Here is a 20170-nt window from a genome sequence, read left to right as displayed (position 1 = left end):
ACCTATCAATCTCACTAGGCTGCGGAAAAGTAGCGGCTTAGTCTCAGCAGACTCCTTCTGTTTAAAACACGCACTATTTTTCCCCAGTCGATCATTTATCGTAATTTGGAGAAAACATTATGCGTCATTCTATCTATTTGAAACTGGCTACTTTGCTAGTAAAGGCAGACCTAAAACGTGAGGAAAAACAGTGGCAGAGAACGGTTCGTCGCAGTAGTCATAACATTCCATGGACGAACGAACATCTGTTGAGAGACATAGGTTTGGACAAAGAACGCCGTTCAACTCATAGCAGCATTCCTGATGTCGTTAAAGTTGAGCGTCGAGTCCATCACCTTCGTCGAGTGTTAACTTCGCGAATACTGACGTAATCCAAAGCCCAAGTTGAACGATCCATCATACGTATTCAGTTCAATTTGGGCTTAATATAATCAAAACAGGCTGACCATTGTGGTCAGCCTGTTTTGATTTTAGTGTTTGCTACTTTAGCGTTGCTTCGCTTATGGGCAAGGGTTCGAGTAGGTCGTACCAATGGCTTGGATTTCTGTTAATAGCTCGTCACTTAAGACGATCTCAATACTCTCTATGTTGGTTTTTAGCTGTTCTAGATTCGTCGCGCCAATGATGTTTGAAGCAACAAATGGGCGTTGATTAACAAATGCGAGTGCCATTTGTGCCGGATCTAAACCATGTTCTCTTGCTAAATTGACGTATGCCTCGGTCGCTTTTATACCCTGTGGTGTGAAATAGCGAGCAAAGCGTTCCCACTTGGTGCAGCGTGCGCCTCTAGGTTTCGCATCATTAAGGTATTTACCGCTGAGACAGCCAAAGGCCAGTGGTGAATAGGCTAATAGTTGTACACCTTCGTAATGACTGATTTCAGATAAACCGACTTCAAAGCTGCGGTTGAGCAGATTGTAGGGATTTTGAATGGAAACGATACGTGGTAAGTCATGCTTTTCAGCGAGTCGGAGCAAAGACATCACTCCCCAAGGCGTTTCGTTTGATACGCCGATGTAGCGTACTTTCCCTGATTTTACCAACTCTGTTAGTGCTTCCAATGTTTCCACTAAAGTGACTTCTTCTTGTTTATCTGGATAGGGGTAATTCAGCTCACCAAAACAGTTGGTTTGACGCTGCGGCCAATGCAGCTGATAGAGGTCTATATAATCGGTTTGTAAGCGCTGTAAGCTGTCCTCAATCGCGGTATGGATATGACGACGATTGAGACTCATATTCTCGCGAATATAAGGTACATTTCGCGGACCTGCGATCTTGGTTGCGAGTAGCACTTTCTCGCGTTTCCCGCTCTTAGCTAACCAATTCCCGATGTATTGCTCTGTGAGCCCTTGAGTTTTAGCTTGCGGTGGAACGGGATACATTTCTGCGGTATCAATGAAGTTAATCCCGTAATCAAGAGCAAAGTCGATCTGTTCAAAGGCGTCTCGTTCAGTATTTTGTTCACCAAATGTCATAGTACCAAGGCTGATCTTACTGATCTCTAGAGATGAGTGAGGGAGCTTCGTATATAGCATATCACTTCCTTGCACAGTTTACGGTCGAGTAAGTTATTACAATATAGGGGAATTCCAACCAACTGGGCAAATGATTTCCGTTCGTAGATTGGATGACTCGAAAGCGGAGCATTGTGCAACTACACTTAAACCGTAAAGGAGGTGAATTATGCAGATACATCAACTGGACATGTGGCTACATGGCCACCACAAAGATACCTACAAAAAACCTAAGGTTTTTGTGATTGGTTGTTCTGATGTCTCTGACTATTTGCTAGCAGTGGAGTATAAACATCAGCTTGAGCCAATAAAAAATGGCGAAGATCCCATTCACTTTGGGTCGTTAGAGTTGGTGAAAGAAGAGCTGCTGCGGTTAGGGATAGATAAAGCCTACTTGAGACTGCACAACGCTTACGATGAGTTCGGTAGTGAAGGCTCTGACTCGTACTGTGACATTGAACTGTCACTGGTGACGCACTGATCCAAGACAGCATCATTATTCTGATTGTGCGTTGATGTAATGCTTCAGTAGGATCTGCTCAGTAAATTGTGTTCTGAGATAGAAGCCTCGAGGTAGGGTTTTTATCGGTTTTCCATAAGAGCTATAAGCTTCCGTCAGTGCTTTTGCATTGGCGGCTTTTGGGCGCAAATGCAGTGCTTCGCCATGTCTGGCCGAAATTTGATCGAATTTGCCTAGAACGATCATTTCCATCAACTCTTCCCAATCATTTCTTAGGATGTGTTCTTCTTCTTGGTCAGGAGACCATATTAGTGGGCTGCCTACACGTCTTTCTGCGAGCGGTATTTCTCGCTCCCCCTCAACGGGTACCCACAATACGCGAGATAGTTTGTTACGCACATGGCTGGTTTCCCATGTCAGTCCTTGTACACCTGTCAGTGGGGCAACACAAACAAAGGTCGTCTCTAATGGCTTGCCAGAGTAACCAATAGGAATGCTCTTTAATTCTATCCCGAGCTTGGCGAAATCTTGCTGAGGTTTACTTCCCGCAGGCGCACCGAGATGCCATTCGAGCAGTTGACCCACCCAGCCTTTATCGCGTTTTAAGTTCTCAGGCACGATCATTTCGGCTTCTTCTGCAAGCTCAGCAAATGTTAAGCCTGCAATGTCGTGTGCTCTTTCCATGAGTTCAGCTTCAGAGTGTGGTTCTGGTTTCATAATGTGATAGTGATAACTAAAACATTGAGTTTACCAAATTACCGGAAAATACACTGCCCAAGATTGCATCAAGCTGAATTAAGAATGATTAATTCACTACTTATCCACAGAAATGACAGCAACCGACAAGATCTTGATGGGTAGTGGACGAATACACAGTGTTATGGCGGTGTATTGCGACTTGATTTTAGCGAGATAACCTGAAGTCCTACCTGTTGTATGTGGATAAATAGCCTATTGAACGATCTTTAACCGATCTGTGTGTGGTGAAAAGATCATCAAAATAAATGAGGGCGCATTTTGTTCATATAGAGGTTATAATCATTTATTATCAGTTGTTTATTGTGATTTTTCTCAATTTTAGATAATGGCGCTAAGAATGGTGTTGAACAAAAAATATTGTTGATGTCGATTTCTTCACAAAGTTATTCACAGAAAAGGTGAATAAATGTGGGTCATGTCTCAATGCTATGTTGATAAAGTTGGATTTGAGTAAAAGATATCCAGTGAAGGCGAGGTGCTAATAAATCTTGCTCATATCACATCAGTAAGTTTGCTAGTAATGGGGATATGTGGAAAAATCACGGTAATAAAAAATTATTCATAGAGGTTAGCCGGTGATAGATGGCGATGGTTACCGACTCAACGTTGGTATTGTGATATGTAATAACCATGGTCAGGTCTTCTGGGCTAAACGATACGGGCAGCACTCATGGCAATTTCCACAAGGTGGAATTGACGAAGGTGAAACACCTGAACAAGCCATGTTCAGGGAGTTATATGAAGAAGTCGGTCTGACGAATAAAGACGTTAAGATCATAGCAGCAAGCCGTCATTGGTTAAGATATAAGTTACCAAAGCGATTGGTTCGTTGGGACTCTAAGCCTGTTTGTATCGGCCAAAAACAGAAATGGTTTCTGTTGCGATTAGAATGCGATGAATCTCGTATCAATATGCAGCGTGGGAAATCCCCTGAATTTGATGGTTGGCGCTGGGTGAGCTATTGGTATCCAGTTAGGCAAGTTGTTTCTTTCAAGCGAGATGTTTATCGTCGAGCCATGAAAGAATTTGCATCTTTAGCGATGCCTTTTCGCGAGCGTAAAACGAAAGGGAAAAGAAAAAAGCAACGTAGGTAGAGGATAAACATGCTTAGTCAGCTAAGGGACATAGTTGAAAAAGTCTCCAGAGTCGATGATGTACATCTGGCTTTTGATATATTGGTAAAAGAGACTTGTGCTGCCCTTTGTTCTGAGTGTTGTACTATCTATCTTGCAAATGAAGAAATGCAGCGCCTTGAGTTGATGGCAACTCAAGGCCTTATTTTTGAAGGCGATAGTATTCATATCAACTTCAATGAAGGTCTGGTAGGGTTGGTAAAGCGTAGTGCTGAACCGCTAAACCTTGCAGAAGCGGCGACCCATCCTGATTTTAAGTTTTTTCCTCAACTTGGTGAACAGGTTTACCACTCGTTCCTCGGTACACCGATCATTCACCGCAAAAAAGTATTAGGTGTTCTGGTCATTCAGCAAAAAACGCCACGTTTGTTTAGTGAGATGGAAGAGTCTTTCCTTGTGACGCTCTCAGCTCAGCTTGCGGTGTTGATTGCTCATGCTCAAAACCTCGGTCACTGGCAGTTGGCATCGAAGCCTAAAGTGATAAAAGGATTGCCTGCTTCTACGGGCGTGGCGATTGGGGAGTTTTGGTTTGACAATACCCAGCCTAGCTTAAATGATGTATTCCCCACATCGACTCTGGATAAAGAACGTGAACACGAACTTTTGGCGGTTGCCGTAGAGAGGGCATTAAACGACTTCCGCCGTATGCGTAAGAAACTCGACAGTGAAATAAATAAAGATGCGTTGGCCATTTTTGATCTTTTTACTCACTTACTTAACGACCCTATGCTGCGCGGAGATCTTAAAAAACAGATTGAGAAAGGTGATCGAGCGGAATGGGCTTTACGTCAAGTTGTTGAGACTTACTCTAACCGCTTTGCCCGTATGTCTGACGTCTATCTGCGTGAGCGCGCACAAGATATCAAAGAGCTTGGCCAAAGGCTGTTGTACTTTCTACAAAATAGTGAGCAAGAGCATTCGGCGATTGATCGCCCGGTTATCTTGGTTGCTAATGAGTTGACGGCAACCTTACTGGCGTCCATTCCTAAGCAGCACCTGCTTGCCGTCGTATCACTGGAAGGTGCGGCGAATTCCCATGCGGCGATTTTATCACGCGCTTTAGGCGTCCCTGCTATCATGGGAGCTCACATTAACACCTGTGAGGTGAATGGTAAGCTAGGGATTGTCGATGGCTATACGGGTGAGGTTTTTTTAGAGCCGAACCGTCAGCTTCTGCGTGAATATCGAAGCCTGGTTAATGAAGAATCTGAGCTGTACGCAATGGTCAATAAAGATCTTGCGTTGCCAGCAACGACTCTCGACGACCTCCATGTTGAAGTGATGCTTAATGCGGGCCTTAGCGCAGACAGCAATATTGCGATTAACTCCGGTGTCGATGGCGTCGGTCTGTATCGAACAGAAATTGCCTTTTTACTTCAACATCACTTTCCATCGGAAGATGAGCAGTATCATCAGTACCAAGCAATATTAAATAGTTACCCAAACCAGCGTGTGGTGATGCGTACTTTAGATATTGGTGGTGATAAGCCGCTGCCATATCTACCCATTGAGGAAGATAATCCCTTCTTAGGCTGGCGTGGTATCCGTTTTACATTAGATCATCCCGACATTTTCTTAATCCAATTACGTGCCATGCTCAGAGCGAGTGCTGAGAGCGGGAATTTGAGTATTTTGTTACCGATGATTTCGGGCATTAAAGAGTTGGATGATGCCATTACCTTGATCAATCAAGCCTACAGTGAAGTCGTGTTACTGGATGAGCGGATCCCGGCGCCGGACATCGGTGTCATGATTGAGGTTCCATCCATGGTTTACTTATTGCCAGCAATTGCGCATCGAGTCGACTTTGTATCTGTTGGCACGAACGATTTGACGCAATATTTGCTCGCGGTGGACCGGAACAATTCTCGAGTTGCGGATGTTTATGAGTCTATGCACCCAGCCGTGCTCTTAGCCTTGAAGCAAATTCATGATGTCTGCCATCAGTATCAAGTGCCAGTTTGTATCTGTGGTGAGTTGGCTGGAGACCCCTTTGGTGCACTATTGCTACTGGGGTTAGGTTATACCTGTTTGAGTATGAACACCTCCAATGTTGCTAAGGTTAAATACTTAATTCGTCATAGTGAACAAAAAGAACTAGAAAAACTCGCCAAACAAGCCATGTCGATGTCTTATGGACAAGATATTCACCAGATGATGCATGATTTTTTTATTCAACAAGGATTTGCAGGCTTTATTCGTGCGGGTAAAAAGTAGGTAATTGTGACTGTTTCTTTATTTTTTTTATTGTTGGCGCTAGGCGCTTTTGTTGGCGTCATGGCGGGGCTTCTTGGGATCGGAGGCGGCCTGATTGTTGTGCCAGCATTGTTGTATCTCCTTCCACTTGCGGGCATTCCAATTGAGATGAGTATGCATATGGCTCTCGCCACATCGCTTGCGAGTATCATTGTGACATCGGGCTCATCCGCCCTGAACCACCTTAAACTCGGCAACGTGGACATGTTTGTGGTGAAATGGTTGATGCCAGGTGTGGTGATTGGTGGCTTTGTTGGTGCTAATCTTGCTGAGTGGATCCCGACCCATTACTTACCAAAAGTTTTTGGGGGAATTGTTTTTTGTCTTGCTGTACAAATGTTTCGCTCGATTAAAGTAACCAGAAACAGATCGATGCCAAGTCGTTCCGTCACCGTGATGTATGGTATGGGGATTGGTGTGGCATCTAGCCTTGCGGGGATTGGTGGTGGTTCACTATCAGTGCCATTTTTGAATAAGCATGGGATCGAAATGCGTAAAGCCGTGGGATCATCATCAGTATGTGGCTGCGTGATAGCGATTTCAGGCATGATGGGCTTTATTTTGCATGGCTATAACGTTGAAGGTTTACCTGCGTATAGTATTGGGTATGTTTACCTGCCAGCTCTGATTTCGATAGCGATGACGTCGATGATGACGACCAAATTTGGTGCGAAAATGGCAACCAACCTTCCTACAACGGTATTAAAGAAAATCTTTGCGGTGTTCTTAATGTTTGTCGCAGCAACAATGCTGCTGTGAGTTTATACCCAAGCCTCTTGAGGTTACTTAGGTATATTTGTTTTATTTGCTATAAGAAGAGAATGATTTATGTCTCAGGGATACTTTGAATTTCCCAATATTGATCCGGTTTTAATCTCTATTGGTCCTGTGTCGGTGCGTTGGTATGGCTTGATGTACTTGATTGGTTTCATCTTTGCCTTATGGCTTGCTAATCGTCGTGCAGACAAGCCGGGAAGCGGCTGGACGCGTGAGCAAGTATCAGACTTACTGTTTGCGGGCTTTCTTGGCGTCGTGATTGGTGGTCGTGTTGGCTATGTTCTTTTCTATAATTTCGATCTGTTTCTAGCCGATCCTCTTTACTTGTTTAAAGTGTGGACGGGGGGGATGTCGTTCCACGGAGGACTACTCGGTGTTATCACCGCAATGTTCTGGTATGCACGTAAGAACGGTCGAACATTCTTTGGTGTGGCCGATTTTGTTGCACCGCTTGTGCCATTTGGCCTAGGTATGGGGCGTTTAGGCAACTTCATGAACAGTGAGCTTTGGGGCCGTGTGACCGATGTACCGTGGGCAATCATCTTCCCTAATGGCGGGCCTTTACCACGCCACCCATCTCAGCTATATGAAATGCTACTAGAAGGTGTGGTGCTATTCTTCATCTTAAACTGGTTTATTAAGAAGCCACGTCCACTTGGTGCCGTGTCAGGGCTATTTTTAGCGGGTTACGGAACATTCCGTTTCCTCATTGAGTTTGTCCGTGAACCGGATGCGCAACTTGGTCTCTTCGGAGGGTACATTTCGATGGGGCAAATATTATCGTCACCAATGATTATTTTGGGCGTTGGAATGATGGTTTGGGCATATAAACGTGGCCTTTACCAAGATAAAGCACAAGTTAAAACAAAGTAAGGAACGGGTGTGAAACAGTATTTAGATTTGTGTCAGCGTATCGTTGACCAAGGTGTTTGGATTGAAAACGAACGTACTGGCAAACGTTGCCTAACAGTAATCAATGCGGACTTGTCTTACGACGTCGCAAACAACCAATTTCCGCTCGTGACCACGCGTAAGAGTTTTTGGAAAGCGGCGGTCGCTGAGTTACTTGGTTATATTCGCGGTTACGATAATGCAGAGGACTTCCGTAAGTTAGGCACTAAAACTTGGGATGCGAACGCAAACTTAAACCAAGCATGGTTGAACAACCCGTATCGTAAAGGTGAAGATGACATGGGCCGTGTATACGGCGTTCAAGGACGTTCATGGGCGAAGCCAGATGGCGGTCATATCGATCAATTGCGTAAGATTGTGGATGATTTGACGCGTGGTGTTGATGACCGTGGTGAAATCCTTAACTTTTACAATCCGGGTGAATTTCATATGGGCTGTTTGCGCCCTTGTATGTACAGTCATCACTTTTCACTGCTGGGGGATACGCTGTACTTAAATAGTACGCAGCGCTCTTGTGATGTCCCGTTAGGCTTGAACTTCAATATGGTTCAAGTGTATGTCTTCTTGGCTATCATGGCGCAAATAACGGGTAAGAAGCCTGGCCTGGCTTACCACAAGATTGTCAATGCTCACATCTATGAAGATCAGCTTGAACCAATGCGTGATATCCAGTTACAGCGTGAACCGCTAAAAGCACCGACGTTCCATATTAATCCGGAAATCAAGTCTCTAGAAGATTTGGAGACGTGGGTAACATTGGATGACTTCTGGGTAGAAGGCTACGAGCACCACGACCCAATTCAGTATCCATTTTCCGTTTAAAGATAAATCAATAATGAAAGGGCTAGCCTCTATGGGTAGCCCTTTTTTGTCGCTCTATGAAAGAGAATCTTCCTATTACTTCGCTGCAGGTATGGCGCTAAGACCAACTCGGAACAGTCAGTGACTTGCCTGTTGCGGTGGAAAAGTGGTTTAGAGCAACGTATAGATTGAAGCCAGTTCGCTGTTGTTGCGATTTCTTTCTCTGTCATTCCTTTAGAGTGATGAAGGAAGGTAAGACAACCAACAAAAAAAAGCCCACAACCAAGGTCGCGGGCTTAGAAATAAGTGATGGTAATCGTATTTTTATACTGTCAGAGCAAGAATTGAGCCTGGCAGTACTAGGAAAACCGTTAGCAAGTAAGCGGCCACTACGGCTTTGTTTTTAACTGCCATTTCAGAAATCAGCTCAGCACATTTCACTGGAATCTCACGTAAGAATGGGATGCCGAAGATGAACAGTGTCGCCAAAATATTGAACGCTAGGTGTACGAGTGCAATTTGTAATGCGAATACGGCGAACTCACCAGATACTGCAGTTGCTGCGAGTAATGCCGTGATACATGTACCGATGTTAGCACCTAGAGTGAACGGGTAAATGTCACGTACTTTCAGAACACCTGAGCCAACCAGCGGAACCATTAGACTTGTTGTCGTAGAAGAAGACTGAACAAGTACCGTTACAACTGAACCCGATACGATACCGTGGATAGGACCACGACCGATTGCATTCTTAAGGATATCACGAGCACGGCCAACCATTAGGCTCTTCATTAGCTTACCCATTACGGTGATAGCAACGAAGATAGTACCGATACCTAGAGCGATCAGGGCTACACCACCCATGGTGTCACCAAATGTCGATAGAGGCTCTTTAATCGCACTTACAACTGGCTTAGTGATTGGTTTGATGAAGTCAAAACCGCCCATGCTCATATCACCTGTTTTTAGCAGAGGTGATACCAACCAGTGAGACACTTTCTCTAGAATGCCGAACATCATCTCCAGTGGAAGGAAGATCATTACAGCAAGTAGGTTGAAGAAGTCATGAATCGTTGCACTTGCAAAGGCACGTTTGAATTCGTCTTTACAACGTACGTGACCAAGTGAAACAAGAGTATTCGTTACCGTTGTACCGATGTTCGCACCCATTACCATAGGAATCGCGGTTTCTACAGGTAGACCACCTGCAACCAAACCTACAATAATAGAAGTTACGGTACTTGAAGATTGGATTAGGGCTGTAGCCACCAAACCGATCATTAGACCTGCGACTGGGTGAGACGCAAATTCAAATAGTACTTTAGCTTGATCGCCAGTTGCCCATTTGAAGCCGCTACCAACCATAGATACTGCTAGAAGAAGCAGATATAACATGAATGCCAAGTTAGCCCAGCGTAACCAGCGAGTCGTACTCGAAATTGGCGCTGCTGTTGAAGTAGCTTGGTTCATCATAATTTTCTCCGTGGACCTTTCAGTTCGTTTATTTGGTCTGTTGTTGAATCTGGGGGCGATGTTAGAGATGAAATATTTCAGTAATATGACAGTTCGCTTTCTATAGGGATTTTTTATTGTTCTTTTTGAGAGTTAGCGGTTAACAAAAATTCATTTCAAGACAAGTTGTTGATTTTTAAGTTGAAAAATCACAATTTAAATGGGGTGTTGATTTTCATTTCCGTACGAAAGTGTGCTTTGGGGTTTTACTTTTATGACAGTGTGAATGTCTTTGTTTCGGTAAAAGTATAAGTAACCGGCAATTTATGTAGGTTTTGTCGAGTTTGTTGTTTGTTGTTGTCACATTTGGTATAAAAAGTGTCACCTTCTTTTTCGGAATAGGCTATGTCACATTTAAATTACAATCACCTTTATTACTTTTGGATGGTTTGCAAGCAAGGGTCTGTAACTAAAGCGGCGGATGCTTTATTCCTAACGCCTCAGACGGTGACCGGGCAAATTAAAGCGCTGGAAGATCGAATGAAAGGTAAGTTGACCAAGCGTAACGGTCGCACAGTGGAGCCGACGGAGCTTGGGCAATTGGTATTTAAATATGCAGACCGTATGTTTGGTTTGAGTTACGAAATGCTTGATATCGTCAACTACAGCCAGCATTCCAATATCTTGTTTGAAGTTGGCGTTGCCGATGCACTTTCTAAGCGTTTGGTTAGTAAAGTTCTTATGACAACGGTACCAGAAGATAACAGCATTCACCTGCGCTGTTATGAATCGACCCATGAACTGTTATTAGAACGCTTATCTCAGCACAAACTGGATATGATTTTGTCTGACTGCCCGGTGGATTCGACCCAAAGCCCGGGTCTGTACAGCAAGAAACTTGGTGAGAGTAGTATGAGCTTTTTTGCCTCTTCAGACATCCCAGACGCTAAATTTCCGGATATATTGGAGAACAAGAAGCTTCTGATCCCAGCAAGCCGTACGGCGATGGGGCGTAAAGTTTTGCAGTGGTTTGATAGGCAAGGTTTGCAACCGGATGTTCTTGGCGAGTTTGATGATGTGGCATTAATGAAAGCTTTTGCTCGTTACCGTGATGATGTGATTTTCTTGGCACCAACGGTATACATGTCAGAGGTTGAAGATGATCGCAGTTTACAGTTGATCGGGCATGTCGAGGATTTAAAAGAAGAGTATTACGTCATTTTTGCTGAACGAATGATTCAACACCCCGCAGTAAAGAACGTTTGTGACGCAGATTTTAGTCAAATGTTTGAGTGAATCCATTTCGTTGCTCAAACAAATAGATTACTATCGACAAAATTATAAGCGTAAATTATACGATATTTGTAACACAACAAACTGGCCAAGGTTGGAGTAAGTAGGTTGTAGCTAGAGGCCCAACATATGAATCTACAAGAAATGGAGAAAAACTCCGCGAAAGCCGTCGTGTTGCTTAAAGCGATGGCAAACGAAAGACGCTTACAAATTCTTTGTATACTTCTTAATCAAGAACTGTCCGTTGGGGAGTTGTGTGCAAAATTAGCACTAAGCCAATCGGCATTGTCTCAACACTTAGCTTGGCTTCGTCGCGATGAGTTAGTTACGACGAGAAAAGAAGCGCAAACGGTGTACTACACGTTGAAAAGTGATGAAGTGAAAGCACTGATCAAGACACTTCATGCTCTCTACTGCGAAGACAACGAATAGAACGCTCGTCGCATACAAGAAAAGCTGGCATTGCCAGCTTTTTTATTACTTTGATTTTGCGCTTTCGCAAAATCTGGATATAAAAAAACCGGCAAAAGCCGGTTTTTTCTTCACTGTATAACCAATTCTCTATTATAGAGCTTTGATTTGCGCAGCGAAACGAGACTTGTGACGAGCTGCTTTGTTCTTGTGAACAAGGCCTTTAGTCGCCATGCGGTCTAGGATAGGTGTAACTGCAGCGAATGCAGCAGTTGCAGCTTCTTTGTCGCCTGCTTCGATAGCAGCAACAGTTTTCTTCATGTAAGTACGCATCATTGAGCGACGGCTAGCATTGTGCTGACGACGTTTCTCAGCTTGGATAGCGCGCTTCTTAGCAGATTTACTATTTGCCAAGGGTCTAACTCCCAAAAACTTATTTCTATGACAATTTAAGGGCGAGGACTATCCCTCATTTGCGCCTAAATGTCAAATGATTTGTGCAAAAACCCATCGAAACCAAAACAAGTTTTGGTAAGAAAGGTCATCGCGGTTAAGATGGCGGGGATTCTAACAGTATTTTTAGACCAATGCTAATAATTATCCGCTTAGATCTGACAATAAATGGATATATTTCTAACGCCCATTTGGTGCTTTCAAAGGCTTAGCGGTATAGGGTTGGCTATATTAAGGTGATATACCGAGGTTAAAGTGAGTAAACGACTGCTCAAGTCAGGCATGATCGTCAGTGCCATGACACTAATTTCTCGCGTTCTCGGCCTAGTGCGTGACGTGGTAGTAGCGAATTTAATGGGGGCAGGCGCAAGTGCTGATGTCTTCTTCTTTGCGAATAAAATTCCTAATTTTTTACGCCGTCTGTTTGCGGAAGGTGCGTTTTCTCAGGCTTTTGTACCGGTCTTGACCGAAAGCCACGCTCAAGGCGATATGGATAAAACCCGCGAGCTGATTGCTCGTGCTGCGGGTACGCTCGGTGTCATTGTTTCGATAGTGACCATTTTGGGGGTGCTAGGTTCTGGCGTCGTTACCGCTTTATTTGGTTTTGGTTGGTTCTTAGATTGGATGCATGGTGGCCCATCGGCGGAAAAGTTTGAGCTCGCGAGTGTGATGCTCAAAATCACCTTCCCTTATCTGTGGTTCATTACTTTTGTCGCGCTATCTGGAGCGATTCTCAATACATTAGGTAAGTTTGCGGTTTCCTCTTTTACTCCTGTCTTTCTGAATGTGATGATCATTTTGTCGGCTTGGTTTATCTCGCCGCAAATGTCGCAACCTGAAATCGGCCTCGCGATAGGCGTTTTCCTTGGTGGCTTGGTTCAGTTTTTATTCCAGATTCCTTTCCTTATTAAATCGGGAGTGATGGTTAAGCCGAAATGGGGCTGGCGCGATCCGGGTGTCGTTAAAATCCGCACGTTGATGATCCCTGCTTTATTTGGTGTTTCGGTTAGCCAAATCAACTTGCTGTTTGACACCTTTATTGCCAGCTTTCTCCAAACCGGTTCGATCAGCTGGTTGTACTATTCAGATCGCTTGTTGGAATTCCCATTAGGCCTGTTTGGTATCGCAATTGCGACCGTCATTCTGCCTGCATTGTCACGTAAACACGTAGACGCTCACAGTGAAGGGTTTGCGCATACGATGGATTGGGGGATTCGTATGGTGACTCTGTTGGGGATCCCTGCAATGCTTGGTTTGATGGTATTAGCAAAACCAATGTTGATGGTGCTATTTATGCGTGGCGAATTTTCACCGCAAGATGTTCACCAAGCTTCCCTATCTTTATTGGCGTATTCATCAGGCTTGCTGAATTTTATGCTGATCAAAGTATTGGCACCAGGTTACTACTCTCGTCAAGATACCAAAACACCAGTGAAATACGGCATCGTAGCCATGGTGACGAATATGGTCTTCAACGCTATTTTTGCTTGGTTCTACGGTTATGTTGGCCTAGCTATTGCGACCGCACTGTCGGCTTTTGTGAACATGGCTTTATTGTATCGTGGTTTGCATTTGGCGGGGGTTTATCAAATTACTAAGCGTACCATCCTATTTATTGGACGTTTAGTGGTTGCTGGCGCCGCGATGGTTGCCGCTATTTTATGGCAACTTGAGGACATGTCCGTATGGCTAGAGTGGAGCTTTGTTCATCGCAGTGGGGTATTAGCAATACTCATTGGGTTAGGTGCTGCTGTATACTTAGCGGTGGTGTTTTTACTCGGAGTGCGCTTTAAAGACCTAAAAGCTGGGACAGAATAAGGTTGATTGGTATATAATCCGTCGGTTTGACACAGAGCAAAGTATAACAGGGGCATGAAGCCGTATCCAATGGAACTGATAAGAGGTATTCACAATATTAAGTCGCGCCATCATGGGTGCGTGCTGACTATTGGCAATTTCGATGGTGTACATAGAGGTCACCAACAAGTATTGCAGCAAGTGTCTGATCAAGCGGAGAAACTGTCGTTGCCTTCGGTTGTGATGACCTTTGAACCTCAGCCGATGGAGCTGTTTGCTCGAGATAAGGCACCAGCAAGGTTGACGCGGCTGCGAGACAAATTTGTGCAGCTAAGTAAGCTCGATATCGACCGTTTGCTTTGTGTTAACTTCAATCGTCATTTTGCAGACCTAACGGCGGAACAGTTTATCCGTGACTTGTTGGTTGAGCGATTGGGTGTTAAGTTTCTTGTCGTTGGCGATGATTTCTGCTTCGGTAAAGGTCGAACGGGAAACTTTGCGATGTTACAGGAAGCCGGGAAAAACTACGGCTTTGAAGTCGTCAGTACCCAAAGTTTTTGTTTACAGCGATTACGAGTCAGCAGTACAGCGATAAGAGAAGCATTGGCTCGTAATGACTTGCAGTCCGCTAAGGAGATGCTGGGAAGAGATTACAGTATCAGCGGTCGCGTTTCTCATGGGAGAAAGCTAGGTAGAACCATCGGGTTTCCTACCGCGAACCTTCCTTTGAAACGCTGTGTATCTCCGGTTTCCGGAGTTTATGTTGTTCAAGCGCTTGGTTTAGGAGATAAGCCGATTGGTGGCGTCGCTAATATTGGTCAACGACCAACGGTCAATGGCGTTCGTCAGCAGTTAGAAGTACACTTATTCGACTTTCACGCTAATTTGTATGGTAAACAGCTAGAAGTTGAACTTTTACATAAGCTTAGAGATGAGCAAAAGTTCGAGTCGTTTGAAGCACTTAAACAACAAATTGAATTGGATGCTGAAGTAGCAAGGGTGTGGCTACATCAGCTTGAGCGTTGAGCGGTTTATTCCACCGCTGAACATAATGTCTAATTTTCGCCCAATATAACGGAATTAAGAATCGATGAGTGAGTATAAAGATACCCTGAACTTACCTGAAACAGGGTTTCCAATGCGCGGTAACCTGGCCAATCGTGAGCCAGAAATGCTTGAGCGTTGGTACAAAGAAGATCTTTACGGTGAAATCCGTAAGGCTAAGAAAGGCAAAAAGTCATTCGTACTGCACGATGGTCCTCCATACGCGAACGGTGACATTCACATTGGTCACGCATTAAACAAGATTCTTAAAGACATTATTATTAAATCCAAAACACTTTCAGGTTTTGACGCACCATACATTCCAGGCTGGGACTGTCACGGTCTGCCAATCGAGTTGATGGTAGAGAAGAAAGTTGGCAAACCCGGCCAAAAAGTGACGGCTGCTGAATTCCGTGAGAAATGTCGTGAATATGCGGCAGGTCAGGTTGAAGGCCAGAAAGAGAGCTTTAAGCGTCTTGGTATCATGGGTGAGTGGGATAAGCCATACCGTACAATGGATTTCGCAACTGAAGCGAATATCATCCGTGCACTTGGTAAGATCGCAAGCCGAGGTCACTTACTGAAAGGTTTCAAACCAGTTCACTGGTGTACAGACTGTGGCTCAGCACTGGCTGAAGCCGAAGTGGAATACAAAGATAAAGTATCGCCATCTATCGACGTGCGCTTTAAAGCGGCTGACGAAGCGGCACTTCTGTCTCAGTTTGAACTGACTGAAGGTCATGAAGGTCAAGGTGACGTATCTATCGTTATCTGGACAACCACGCCTTGGACACTGCCTGCAAACCGCGCGGTATGTCTACGTGATGACTTAGAATACGTGCTTATCCAAGTTGAAGGTGACGAAGCATCAGAACGCAAGCCTGAGCGCATCATTGTTGCTGCTGAATTGGCGAAAGACGTAATGGATCGTGCGGGAATCGAGCACTTCCATAATCTAGGCTTTGCGAAAGGTGCAGACCTTGAGCTATCTCAGTTCCAACACCCATTCTACGATTTCACGGTACCGGCGATCCTAGGCGATCACGTTACGACGGATTCTGGTACTGGTGTTGTTCACACGGCTCCTGGCCACGGTCAAGAAGACTTCGCGGTTGGTAACAAATACAACCTAGAAGTAGCAAACCCAGTGGGCTCAAATGGTGTTTACCTACCAGACACTGAGCTGTTTGCTGGTCAGCACGTATTTAAAGCGAATGATGCCGTCGTAGAAGTACTGAAAGAAAGAGGTGCACTACTGCACCACCACGCTTACGAGCACAGCTACCCGCACTGTTGGCGTCATAAGACTCCAATCATCTTCCGCGCAACACCGCAATGGTTCGTGTCTATGGACCAAGCTGGCCTACGTGCAAAAGCACTTGAGTCAATCAAGAGTGTTGAGTGGATGCCTGAGTGGGGTCAAAGCCGTATCGAAGGTATGATTGAAGGTCGTCCTGAGTGGTGTATCTCTCGTCAACGTACTTGGGGTGTGCCAATTGCGCTGTTCGTTCACAAAGAAACAGCAGAACTTCATCCAAACACACTAGAGCTTATCGAGAAGGTTGCTCAGTTGGTTGAAGAGAAAGGCATTCAAGCATGGTGGGATGTTGATTCAGCAGAACTGCTTGGTGACGAAGCGGATCAGTACGAAAAAGTGCTCGACACGCTAGACGTATGGTTCGATTCAGGTGTAACGCACTTCTCTGTGGTTGATGCTCGTGAAGAGTACAACGGCAACAGCGCGGATTTATACCTAGAGGGCTCTGACCAACACCGTGGTTGGTTCCAATCTTCTCTGATTTCATCTATCGCGATGAAAGACGAAGCGCCATACAAGCAAGTACTGACACACGGTTTCGTGGTTGACGGTCACGGTCGTAAAATGTCGAAATCGATTGGTAACGTTGTAGCACCAAAAGACGTAACCAACAAGCTAGGTGCAGACATCCTGCGTCTATGGGTTGCTTCTACAGACTACACGGGTGAAGTTGCGGTATCGGATGAAATCCTAAAACGTTCTGCTGATGCGTACCGTCGTATTCGTAACACTGCGCGTTTCTTCCTTGCGAACCTAAGCGGCTTTAACCCAGCAACAGACATCGTTCCTGCAGAGGAAATGGTGGCGCTAGATCGCTGGGCTGTGGGTCGTGCACTAGCGGCGCAAGAAGAGATCATCAAAGCGTACGATGAGTACAACATCCACGCAGTAACTCAACGTCTAATGCAGTTCTGTTCTATCGAAATGGGCTCATTCTACCTAGACGTAATTAAAGACCGTCAGTACACAGCGAAGCAGGGTGGTCACGCTCAACGTAGCTGTCAGACGGCACTTTACTACATCGTAGAAGCGCTAGTTCGTTGGATGGCGCCAATCATGTCGTTCACTGCAGATGAAATCTGGAACGAAATGCCAGCGTTACTTCCATCTGGAGAGAGCCGCGACAAGTTCGTATTCACGGGTGAATGGTTCGATGGTTTATTCGGTCTTGCTGAAGGTGAAGAGCTGAACAACGAATTCTGGACTGAGGTCCAAGCGGTTCGTGGTGCAGTAAACAAACTTCTTGAAGACGCTCGTAAAGAGAAAACCATTGGTGGTGCGCTTCAGGCAGATGTGACGCTGTTTGCTGATGATGCTCTCGCAGCGAGAATCAACAGACTAGAAGATGAACTACGTTTCGTATTGCTCACTTCTGGCGCTAAAGTGAAACCACTAAGTGAGAAGTCTGACGCAGCACAAGCCACAGACATTGAAGGTCTGTTTGTGGAAGTGAAAGCCGCAGAAGGTGAGAAGTGCGACCGTTGCTGGCACCACACGCCAGATGTAGGCACCATCTCAGGCCATGAGAAGATCTGTGGTCGTTGCGTATCAAACGTTGATGGTGAAGGTGAAGTACGTAAATTCGCGTAATTACCTAGAACGACTGAACTTTTTTTAAATTTGACAGCCCCAGTATTTACTGGGGCTGTTTGTAGGTAAAGTAATGAGTGAAAAAGCACTGACGTTAAAGCAATCTGGGGTTCGCTGGCTATGGCTAGCCGTTGTGATCTTTATTGCTGATATTGGCATTAAACTGGTGGTGATGGATAACATGGGGTACGGATGGGCCAACCGCATTGAGGTGCTGCCATTCTTCAACCTACTGTACGTTCATAACTATGGCGCGGCATTCAGCTTCTTGAGTGATCAAGCGGGCTGGCAACGTTGGCTGTTCACTGGCATTGCGTTTATCGTGACGGGTCTTTTAACTTACTGGATGAGCAAACTGCCAGCCAAAGAGAAGTGGAACAATATCGCTTATGCCATGATCATTGGTGGTGCAGTGGGTAACGTATTTGACCGTGTTGTTCACGGCTTTGTTGTTGATTACCTAGACTTCTTCTGGGGTAACTACCATTGGCCAGCATTCAACCTAGCGGATACCACTATCTGTATTGGTGCGGCAATGATCATCCTCGACGGTTTCCGTAAAAAGACCCCAGAGCAATAATCTTTGCGATAGATAGAATAACCCTAAGCGTCGTCCGTTGATTCGGACGGCGCTTTTTATTATGTTGGAGCTCAATCAGGGCATCTTGATAAGAAAAGATTAAAAATAAACGCGGAAATACCCAAGAACAAGGAAGCAGTAACGTGACAATAATAAATAATGATTCGGCAGTAACACTGCATTTCACCATCAAGATGAAAGATGGCTCAGTCGCTGATAGTACTCACAATTTGGGCAAACCGGCTAAATTTGTTATGGGGGATGGTAGCTTAAGCAAAAATTTTGAGCAGTGTTTGGTTGGTTTACAGGTCGGTGAACAAAAGGTAATTGAATTGAAAGCTGCTGACGCCTTTGGCATGCCGAACCCAGACCATATTCACCATATGGACCGCACTAAGTTTGTTGGCGAAGCGGAAGTTGAAGTCGGCACGATCATGGCGTTTAGTGGCCCAGATGGTATGGAAATTCCAGGCATTATCACTGAAATTGCTGGAGATTCAGTTACGGTGGACTTTAACCATCCACTCGCGGGGCAAGACGTGACTTTCGAAGTCGAAATTTTGTCAGTAGAATAGCGAACCCAATAAAAGATAACTTCCATGAGCAATGAAATGAAAATCCTGTTAGCTAACCCACGTGGTTTTTGTGCCGGTGTTGACCGTGCGATTAGCATTGTAGAACGTGCGCTAGAGATGTATCAGCCGCCAATCTATGTTCGTCATGAAGTGGTGCACAATCGTTTTGTCGTTGAGGGCTTAAAGCAACGTGGTGCTATCTTTGTTGAAGAGCTAAGCGAAGTGCCAGACAACAACATTGTGATTTTCTCTGCTCATGGTGTGTCACAAGCGGTTCGCCAAGAAGCGAAATCGCGCGATCTAACGGTATTTGATGCAACTTGCCCATTGGTAACCAAAGTCCATATGGAAGTAGCGCGTGCAAGCCGCCGTAATATGGAAGTGGTGCTGATCGGTCATGCTGGTCACCCTGAAGTGGAAGGAACAATGGGTCAGTACTCAAGCGAGACTGGCGGCATGTATTTGGTGGAAACGCCAGTAGACGTTGAGAAGTTAAAAGCGATCGTAAAAGATCCATCCGATCTGCATTACGTTAGCCAAACCACGTTGTCTGTTGATGAAACGGCTGACGTGATTGAAGAGCTGCGTCGCGTATTCCCTGAGATCCAGGGACCACGTAAAGACGATATCTGTTACGCGACGCAGAACCGCCAAGATGCGGTGCGTGAACTATCAGGTGATGTGGATGTAATGATCGTTGTCGGCTCTAAGAACTCATCGAACTCAACACGACTCAAAGAGCTTGCAGAGAAGCTAGGCACGCCGGGTTACCTGACCGATTGCCCTGAAGACATCAAGCCAGAGTGGTTTGAAGGCAAATCAAAAGTGGGCGTGACTGCTGGCGCATCCGCACCTGAAGAGCTGGTAAACCAGATCCTAGAGCGCATCAAAGAATTGGTGGGGGCGCGATCTGTTGATGAAGTGCTTGGCCGCGAAGAAAATATGTTTTTCGAAGTGCCAAAAGAGCTGCAAATCAAGCAAGTTGATTAATACGCTCGAATACTTATGAAAAGGCGACCAGGTGTCGCCTTTTTTGATCGGATTC

General features: G+C 45.1%; 19 protein-coding genes. 15 read left to right on the top strand and 4 right to left on the bottom strand.

Going from position 1 to position 20170, the window contains the following annotated elements; genetic code table 11:
* Window positions 1-119 precede the first annotated feature (119 nt).
* Complete coding sequence (locus ACVA54_RS07865; RefSeq protein WP_099078916.1) at window positions 120-371, top strand: DUF1127 domain-containing protein; 252 nt, start codon at window positions 120-122, stop codon at window positions 369-371.
* Window positions 372-500: 129 nt separating this feature from the next.
* On the opposite strand, the gene ACVA54_RS07860 is transcribed toward ACVA54_RS07865, so the two are convergent.
* Window positions 501-1535 carry an NADP(H)-dependent aldo-keto reductase gene (locus ACVA54_RS07860; RefSeq protein WP_099078917.1) on the bottom strand — a complete coding sequence of 345 codons (1035 nt, stop codon included), beginning with the start codon at window positions 1533-1535 and terminating at the stop codon, window positions 501-503.
* A 148-nt stretch (window positions 1536-1683) separates the two neighbouring features.
* Here ACVA54_RS07860 and ACVA54_RS07855 point away from each other — a divergent pair, with 148 nt between their 5' ends.
* Complete coding sequence (locus ACVA54_RS07855; protein WP_099078918.1) at window positions 1684-1995, top strand: DUF6482 family protein; 312 nt, start codon at window positions 1684-1686, stop codon at window positions 1993-1995.
* Between the two features lie 15 nt (window positions 1996-2010).
* Here the strand turns inward: ACVA54_RS07855 and mutH are convergent, their stop codons facing one another.
* The gene (gene mutH / locus ACVA54_RS07850) at window positions 2011-2691 is read right to left on the bottom strand and encodes a DNA mismatch repair endonuclease MutH (protein WP_099078919.1); all 681 of its coding nucleotides are present in this window, start codon (window positions 2689-2691) and stop codon (window positions 2011-2013) included.
* Window positions 2692-3308: 617 nt separating this feature from the next.
* Between mutH and rppH the strand changes: the two genes are divergently transcribed.
* The 5 genes from rppH to ACVA54_RS07825 all read left to right on the top strand — a co-directional run bounded on the left by rppH (window position 3309) and on the right by ACVA54_RS07825 (window position 8633).
* Entirely contained in the window at window positions 3309-3827 is a 519-nt protein-coding gene (gene rppH, locus ACVA54_RS07845) for an RNA pyrophosphohydrolase (protein ID WP_099078920.1), read from the top strand.
* Window positions 3828-3836: 9 nt separating this feature from the next.
* The gene (ptsP, locus tag ACVA54_RS07840) at window positions 3837-6083 is read left to right on the top strand and encodes a phosphoenolpyruvate--protein phosphotransferase (protein WP_099078921.1); all 2247 of its coding nucleotides are present in this window, start codon (window positions 3837-3839) and stop codon (window positions 6081-6083) included.
* A gap of 6 nt (window positions 6084-6089) precedes the next feature.
* On the top strand, window positions 6090-6881 hold the full coding sequence (locus tag ACVA54_RS07835) for a sulfite exporter TauE/SafE family protein (RefSeq protein ID WP_099078922.1): 792 nt from the start codon (window positions 6090-6092) through the stop codon (window positions 6879-6881).
* 69 nt (window positions 6882-6950) lie between these two features.
* Window positions 6951-7772 carry a prolipoprotein diacylglyceryl transferase gene (gene lgt / locus ACVA54_RS07830; RefSeq protein ID WP_099078923.1) on the top strand — a complete coding sequence of 274 codons (822 nt, stop codon included), beginning with the start codon at window positions 6951-6953 and terminating at the stop codon, window positions 7770-7772.
* A gap of 9 nt (window positions 7773-7781) precedes the next feature.
* Window positions 7782-8633: a thymidylate synthase gene (locus ACVA54_RS07825; protein ID WP_099078924.1), complete on the top strand. Its 852-nt coding sequence runs from the start codon at window positions 7782-7784 to the stop codon at window positions 8631-8633.
* A 303-nt stretch (window positions 8634-8936) separates the two neighbouring features.
* Here ACVA54_RS07825 and ACVA54_RS07820 read toward each other — a convergent pair whose 3' ends face one another.
* Window positions 8937-10082: a Na/Pi symporter gene (locus ACVA54_RS07820; RefSeq protein WP_182852648.1), complete on the bottom strand. Its 1146-nt coding sequence runs from the start codon at window positions 10080-10082 to the stop codon at window positions 8937-8939.
* Between the two features lie 387 nt (window positions 10083-10469).
* Here ACVA54_RS07820 and nhaR point away from each other — a divergent pair, with 387 nt between their 5' ends.
* Together nhaR and ACVA54_RS07810 are read left to right on the top strand one after the other, a co-directional pair.
* Window positions 10470-11360 carry a transcriptional activator NhaR gene (nhaR, locus tag ACVA54_RS07815; RefSeq protein WP_099078926.1) on the top strand — a complete coding sequence of 297 codons (891 nt, stop codon included), beginning with the start codon at window positions 10470-10472 and terminating at the stop codon, window positions 11358-11360.
* Window positions 11361-11486: 126 nt separating this feature from the next.
* Window positions 11487-11789 carry an ArsR/SmtB family transcription factor gene (locus tag ACVA54_RS07810; protein ID WP_099078927.1) on the top strand — a complete coding sequence of 101 codons (303 nt, stop codon included), beginning with the start codon at window positions 11487-11489 and terminating at the stop codon, window positions 11787-11789.
* 132 nt (window positions 11790-11921) lie between these two features.
* Here the strand turns inward: ACVA54_RS07810 and rpsT are convergent, their stop codons facing one another.
* Entirely contained in the window at window positions 11922-12182 is a 261-nt protein-coding gene (gene rpsT / locus ACVA54_RS07805; RefSeq protein WP_005440571.1) for a 30S ribosomal protein S20, read from the bottom strand.
* A 294-nt stretch (window positions 12183-12476) separates the two neighbouring features.
* On the opposite strand from rpsT, the gene murJ reads away from it, so the two are divergent.
* The 6 genes from murJ to ispH all read left to right on the top strand — a co-directional run bounded on the left by murJ (window position 12477) and on the right by ispH (window position 20115).
* The gene (gene murJ / locus ACVA54_RS07800) at window positions 12477-14039 is read left to right on the top strand and encodes a murein biosynthesis integral membrane protein MurJ (protein ID WP_446649508.1); all 1563 of its coding nucleotides are present in this window, start codon (window positions 12477-12479) and stop codon (window positions 14037-14039) included.
* A 69-nt stretch (window positions 14040-14108) separates the two neighbouring features.
* A complete protein-coding gene (gene ribF / locus ACVA54_RS07795) occupies window positions 14109-15044 on the top strand; it encodes a bifunctional riboflavin kinase/FAD synthetase (protein WP_099078929.1) in 936 nt (311 codons plus the stop codon).
* Between the two features lie 64 nt (window positions 15045-15108).
* Complete coding sequence (gene ileS, locus ACVA54_RS07790; RefSeq protein ID WP_446580563.1) at window positions 15109-17970, top strand: isoleucine--tRNA ligase; 2862 nt, start codon at window positions 15109-15111, stop codon at window positions 17968-17970.
* 73 nt (window positions 17971-18043) lie between these two features.
* The gene (gene lspA, locus ACVA54_RS07785) at window positions 18044-18550 is read left to right on the top strand and encodes a signal peptidase II (protein ID WP_099078931.1); all 507 of its coding nucleotides are present in this window, start codon (window positions 18044-18046) and stop codon (window positions 18548-18550) included.
* 143 nt (window positions 18551-18693) lie between these two features.
* Window positions 18694-19125, top strand: a complete 432-nt coding sequence (gene fkpB / locus ACVA54_RS07780) for an FKBP-type peptidyl-prolyl cis-trans isomerase (RefSeq protein ID WP_446580566.1) — start codon at window positions 18694-18696, stop codon at window positions 19123-19125.
* A 24-nt stretch (window positions 19126-19149) separates the two neighbouring features.
* Entirely contained in the window at window positions 19150-20115 is a 966-nt protein-coding gene (ispH, locus tag ACVA54_RS07775) for a 4-hydroxy-3-methylbut-2-enyl diphosphate reductase (protein ID WP_172438095.1), read from the top strand.
* The last annotated feature ends 55 nt before the right edge of the window (window positions 20116-20170 follow it).

This window comes from Vibrio sp. PNB23_22_6 (assembly GCF_052877535.1).
This window is presented reverse-complemented; position numbering and strand designations above follow the sequence as displayed.

What these genes read in the sequence shown, in the direction of transcription:
- ACVA54_RS07865 (WP_099078916.1), top strand. Translation starts at nt 120, where the DNA reads ATGCGTCATTCTATCTATTTGAAACTGGCTACTTTGCTAGTAAAGGCA.
- ACVA54_RS07860 (WP_099078917.1), bottom strand. Translation starts at nt 1,535, where the DNA reads ATGCTATATACGAAGCTCCCTCACTCATCTCTAGAGATCAGTAAGATC.
- ACVA54_RS07855 (WP_099078918.1), top strand. Translation starts at nt 1,684, where the DNA reads ATGCAGATACATCAACTGGACATGTGGCTACATGGCCACCACAAAGAT.
- mutH (WP_099078919.1), bottom strand. Translation starts at nt 2,691, where the DNA reads ATGAAACCAGAACCACACTCTGAAGCTGAACTCATGGAAAGAGCACAC.
- ptsP (WP_099078921.1), top strand. Translation starts at nt 3,837, where the DNA reads ATGCTTAGTCAGCTAAGGGACATAGTTGAAAAAGTCTCCAGAGTCGAT.
- lgt (WP_099078923.1), top strand. Translation starts at nt 6,951, where the DNA reads ATGTCTCAGGGATACTTTGAATTTCCCAATATTGATCCGGTTTTAATC.
- ACVA54_RS07820 (WP_182852648.1), bottom strand. Translation starts at nt 10,082, where the DNA reads ATGAACCAAGCTACTTCAACAGCAGCGCCAATTTCGAGTACGACTCGC.
- nhaR (WP_099078926.1), top strand. Translation starts at nt 10,470, where the DNA reads ATGTCACATTTAAATTACAATCACCTTTATTACTTTTGGATGGTTTGC.
- ACVA54_RS07810 (WP_099078927.1), top strand. Translation starts at nt 11,487, where the DNA reads ATGAATCTACAAGAAATGGAGAAAAACTCCGCGAAAGCCGTCGTGTTG.
- ribF (WP_099078929.1), top strand. Translation starts at nt 14,109, where the DNA reads ATGGAACTGATAAGAGGTATTCACAATATTAAGTCGCGCCATCATGGG.
- ileS (WP_446580563.1), top strand. Translation starts at nt 15,109, where the DNA reads ATGAGTGAGTATAAAGATACCCTGAACTTACCTGAAACAGGGTTTCCA.
- lspA (WP_099078931.1), top strand. Translation starts at nt 18,044, where the DNA reads ATGAGTGAAAAAGCACTGACGTTAAAGCAATCTGGGGTTCGCTGGCTA.
- ispH (WP_172438095.1), top strand. Translation starts at nt 19,150, where the DNA reads ATGAGCAATGAAATGAAAATCCTGTTAGCTAACCCACGTGGTTTTTGT.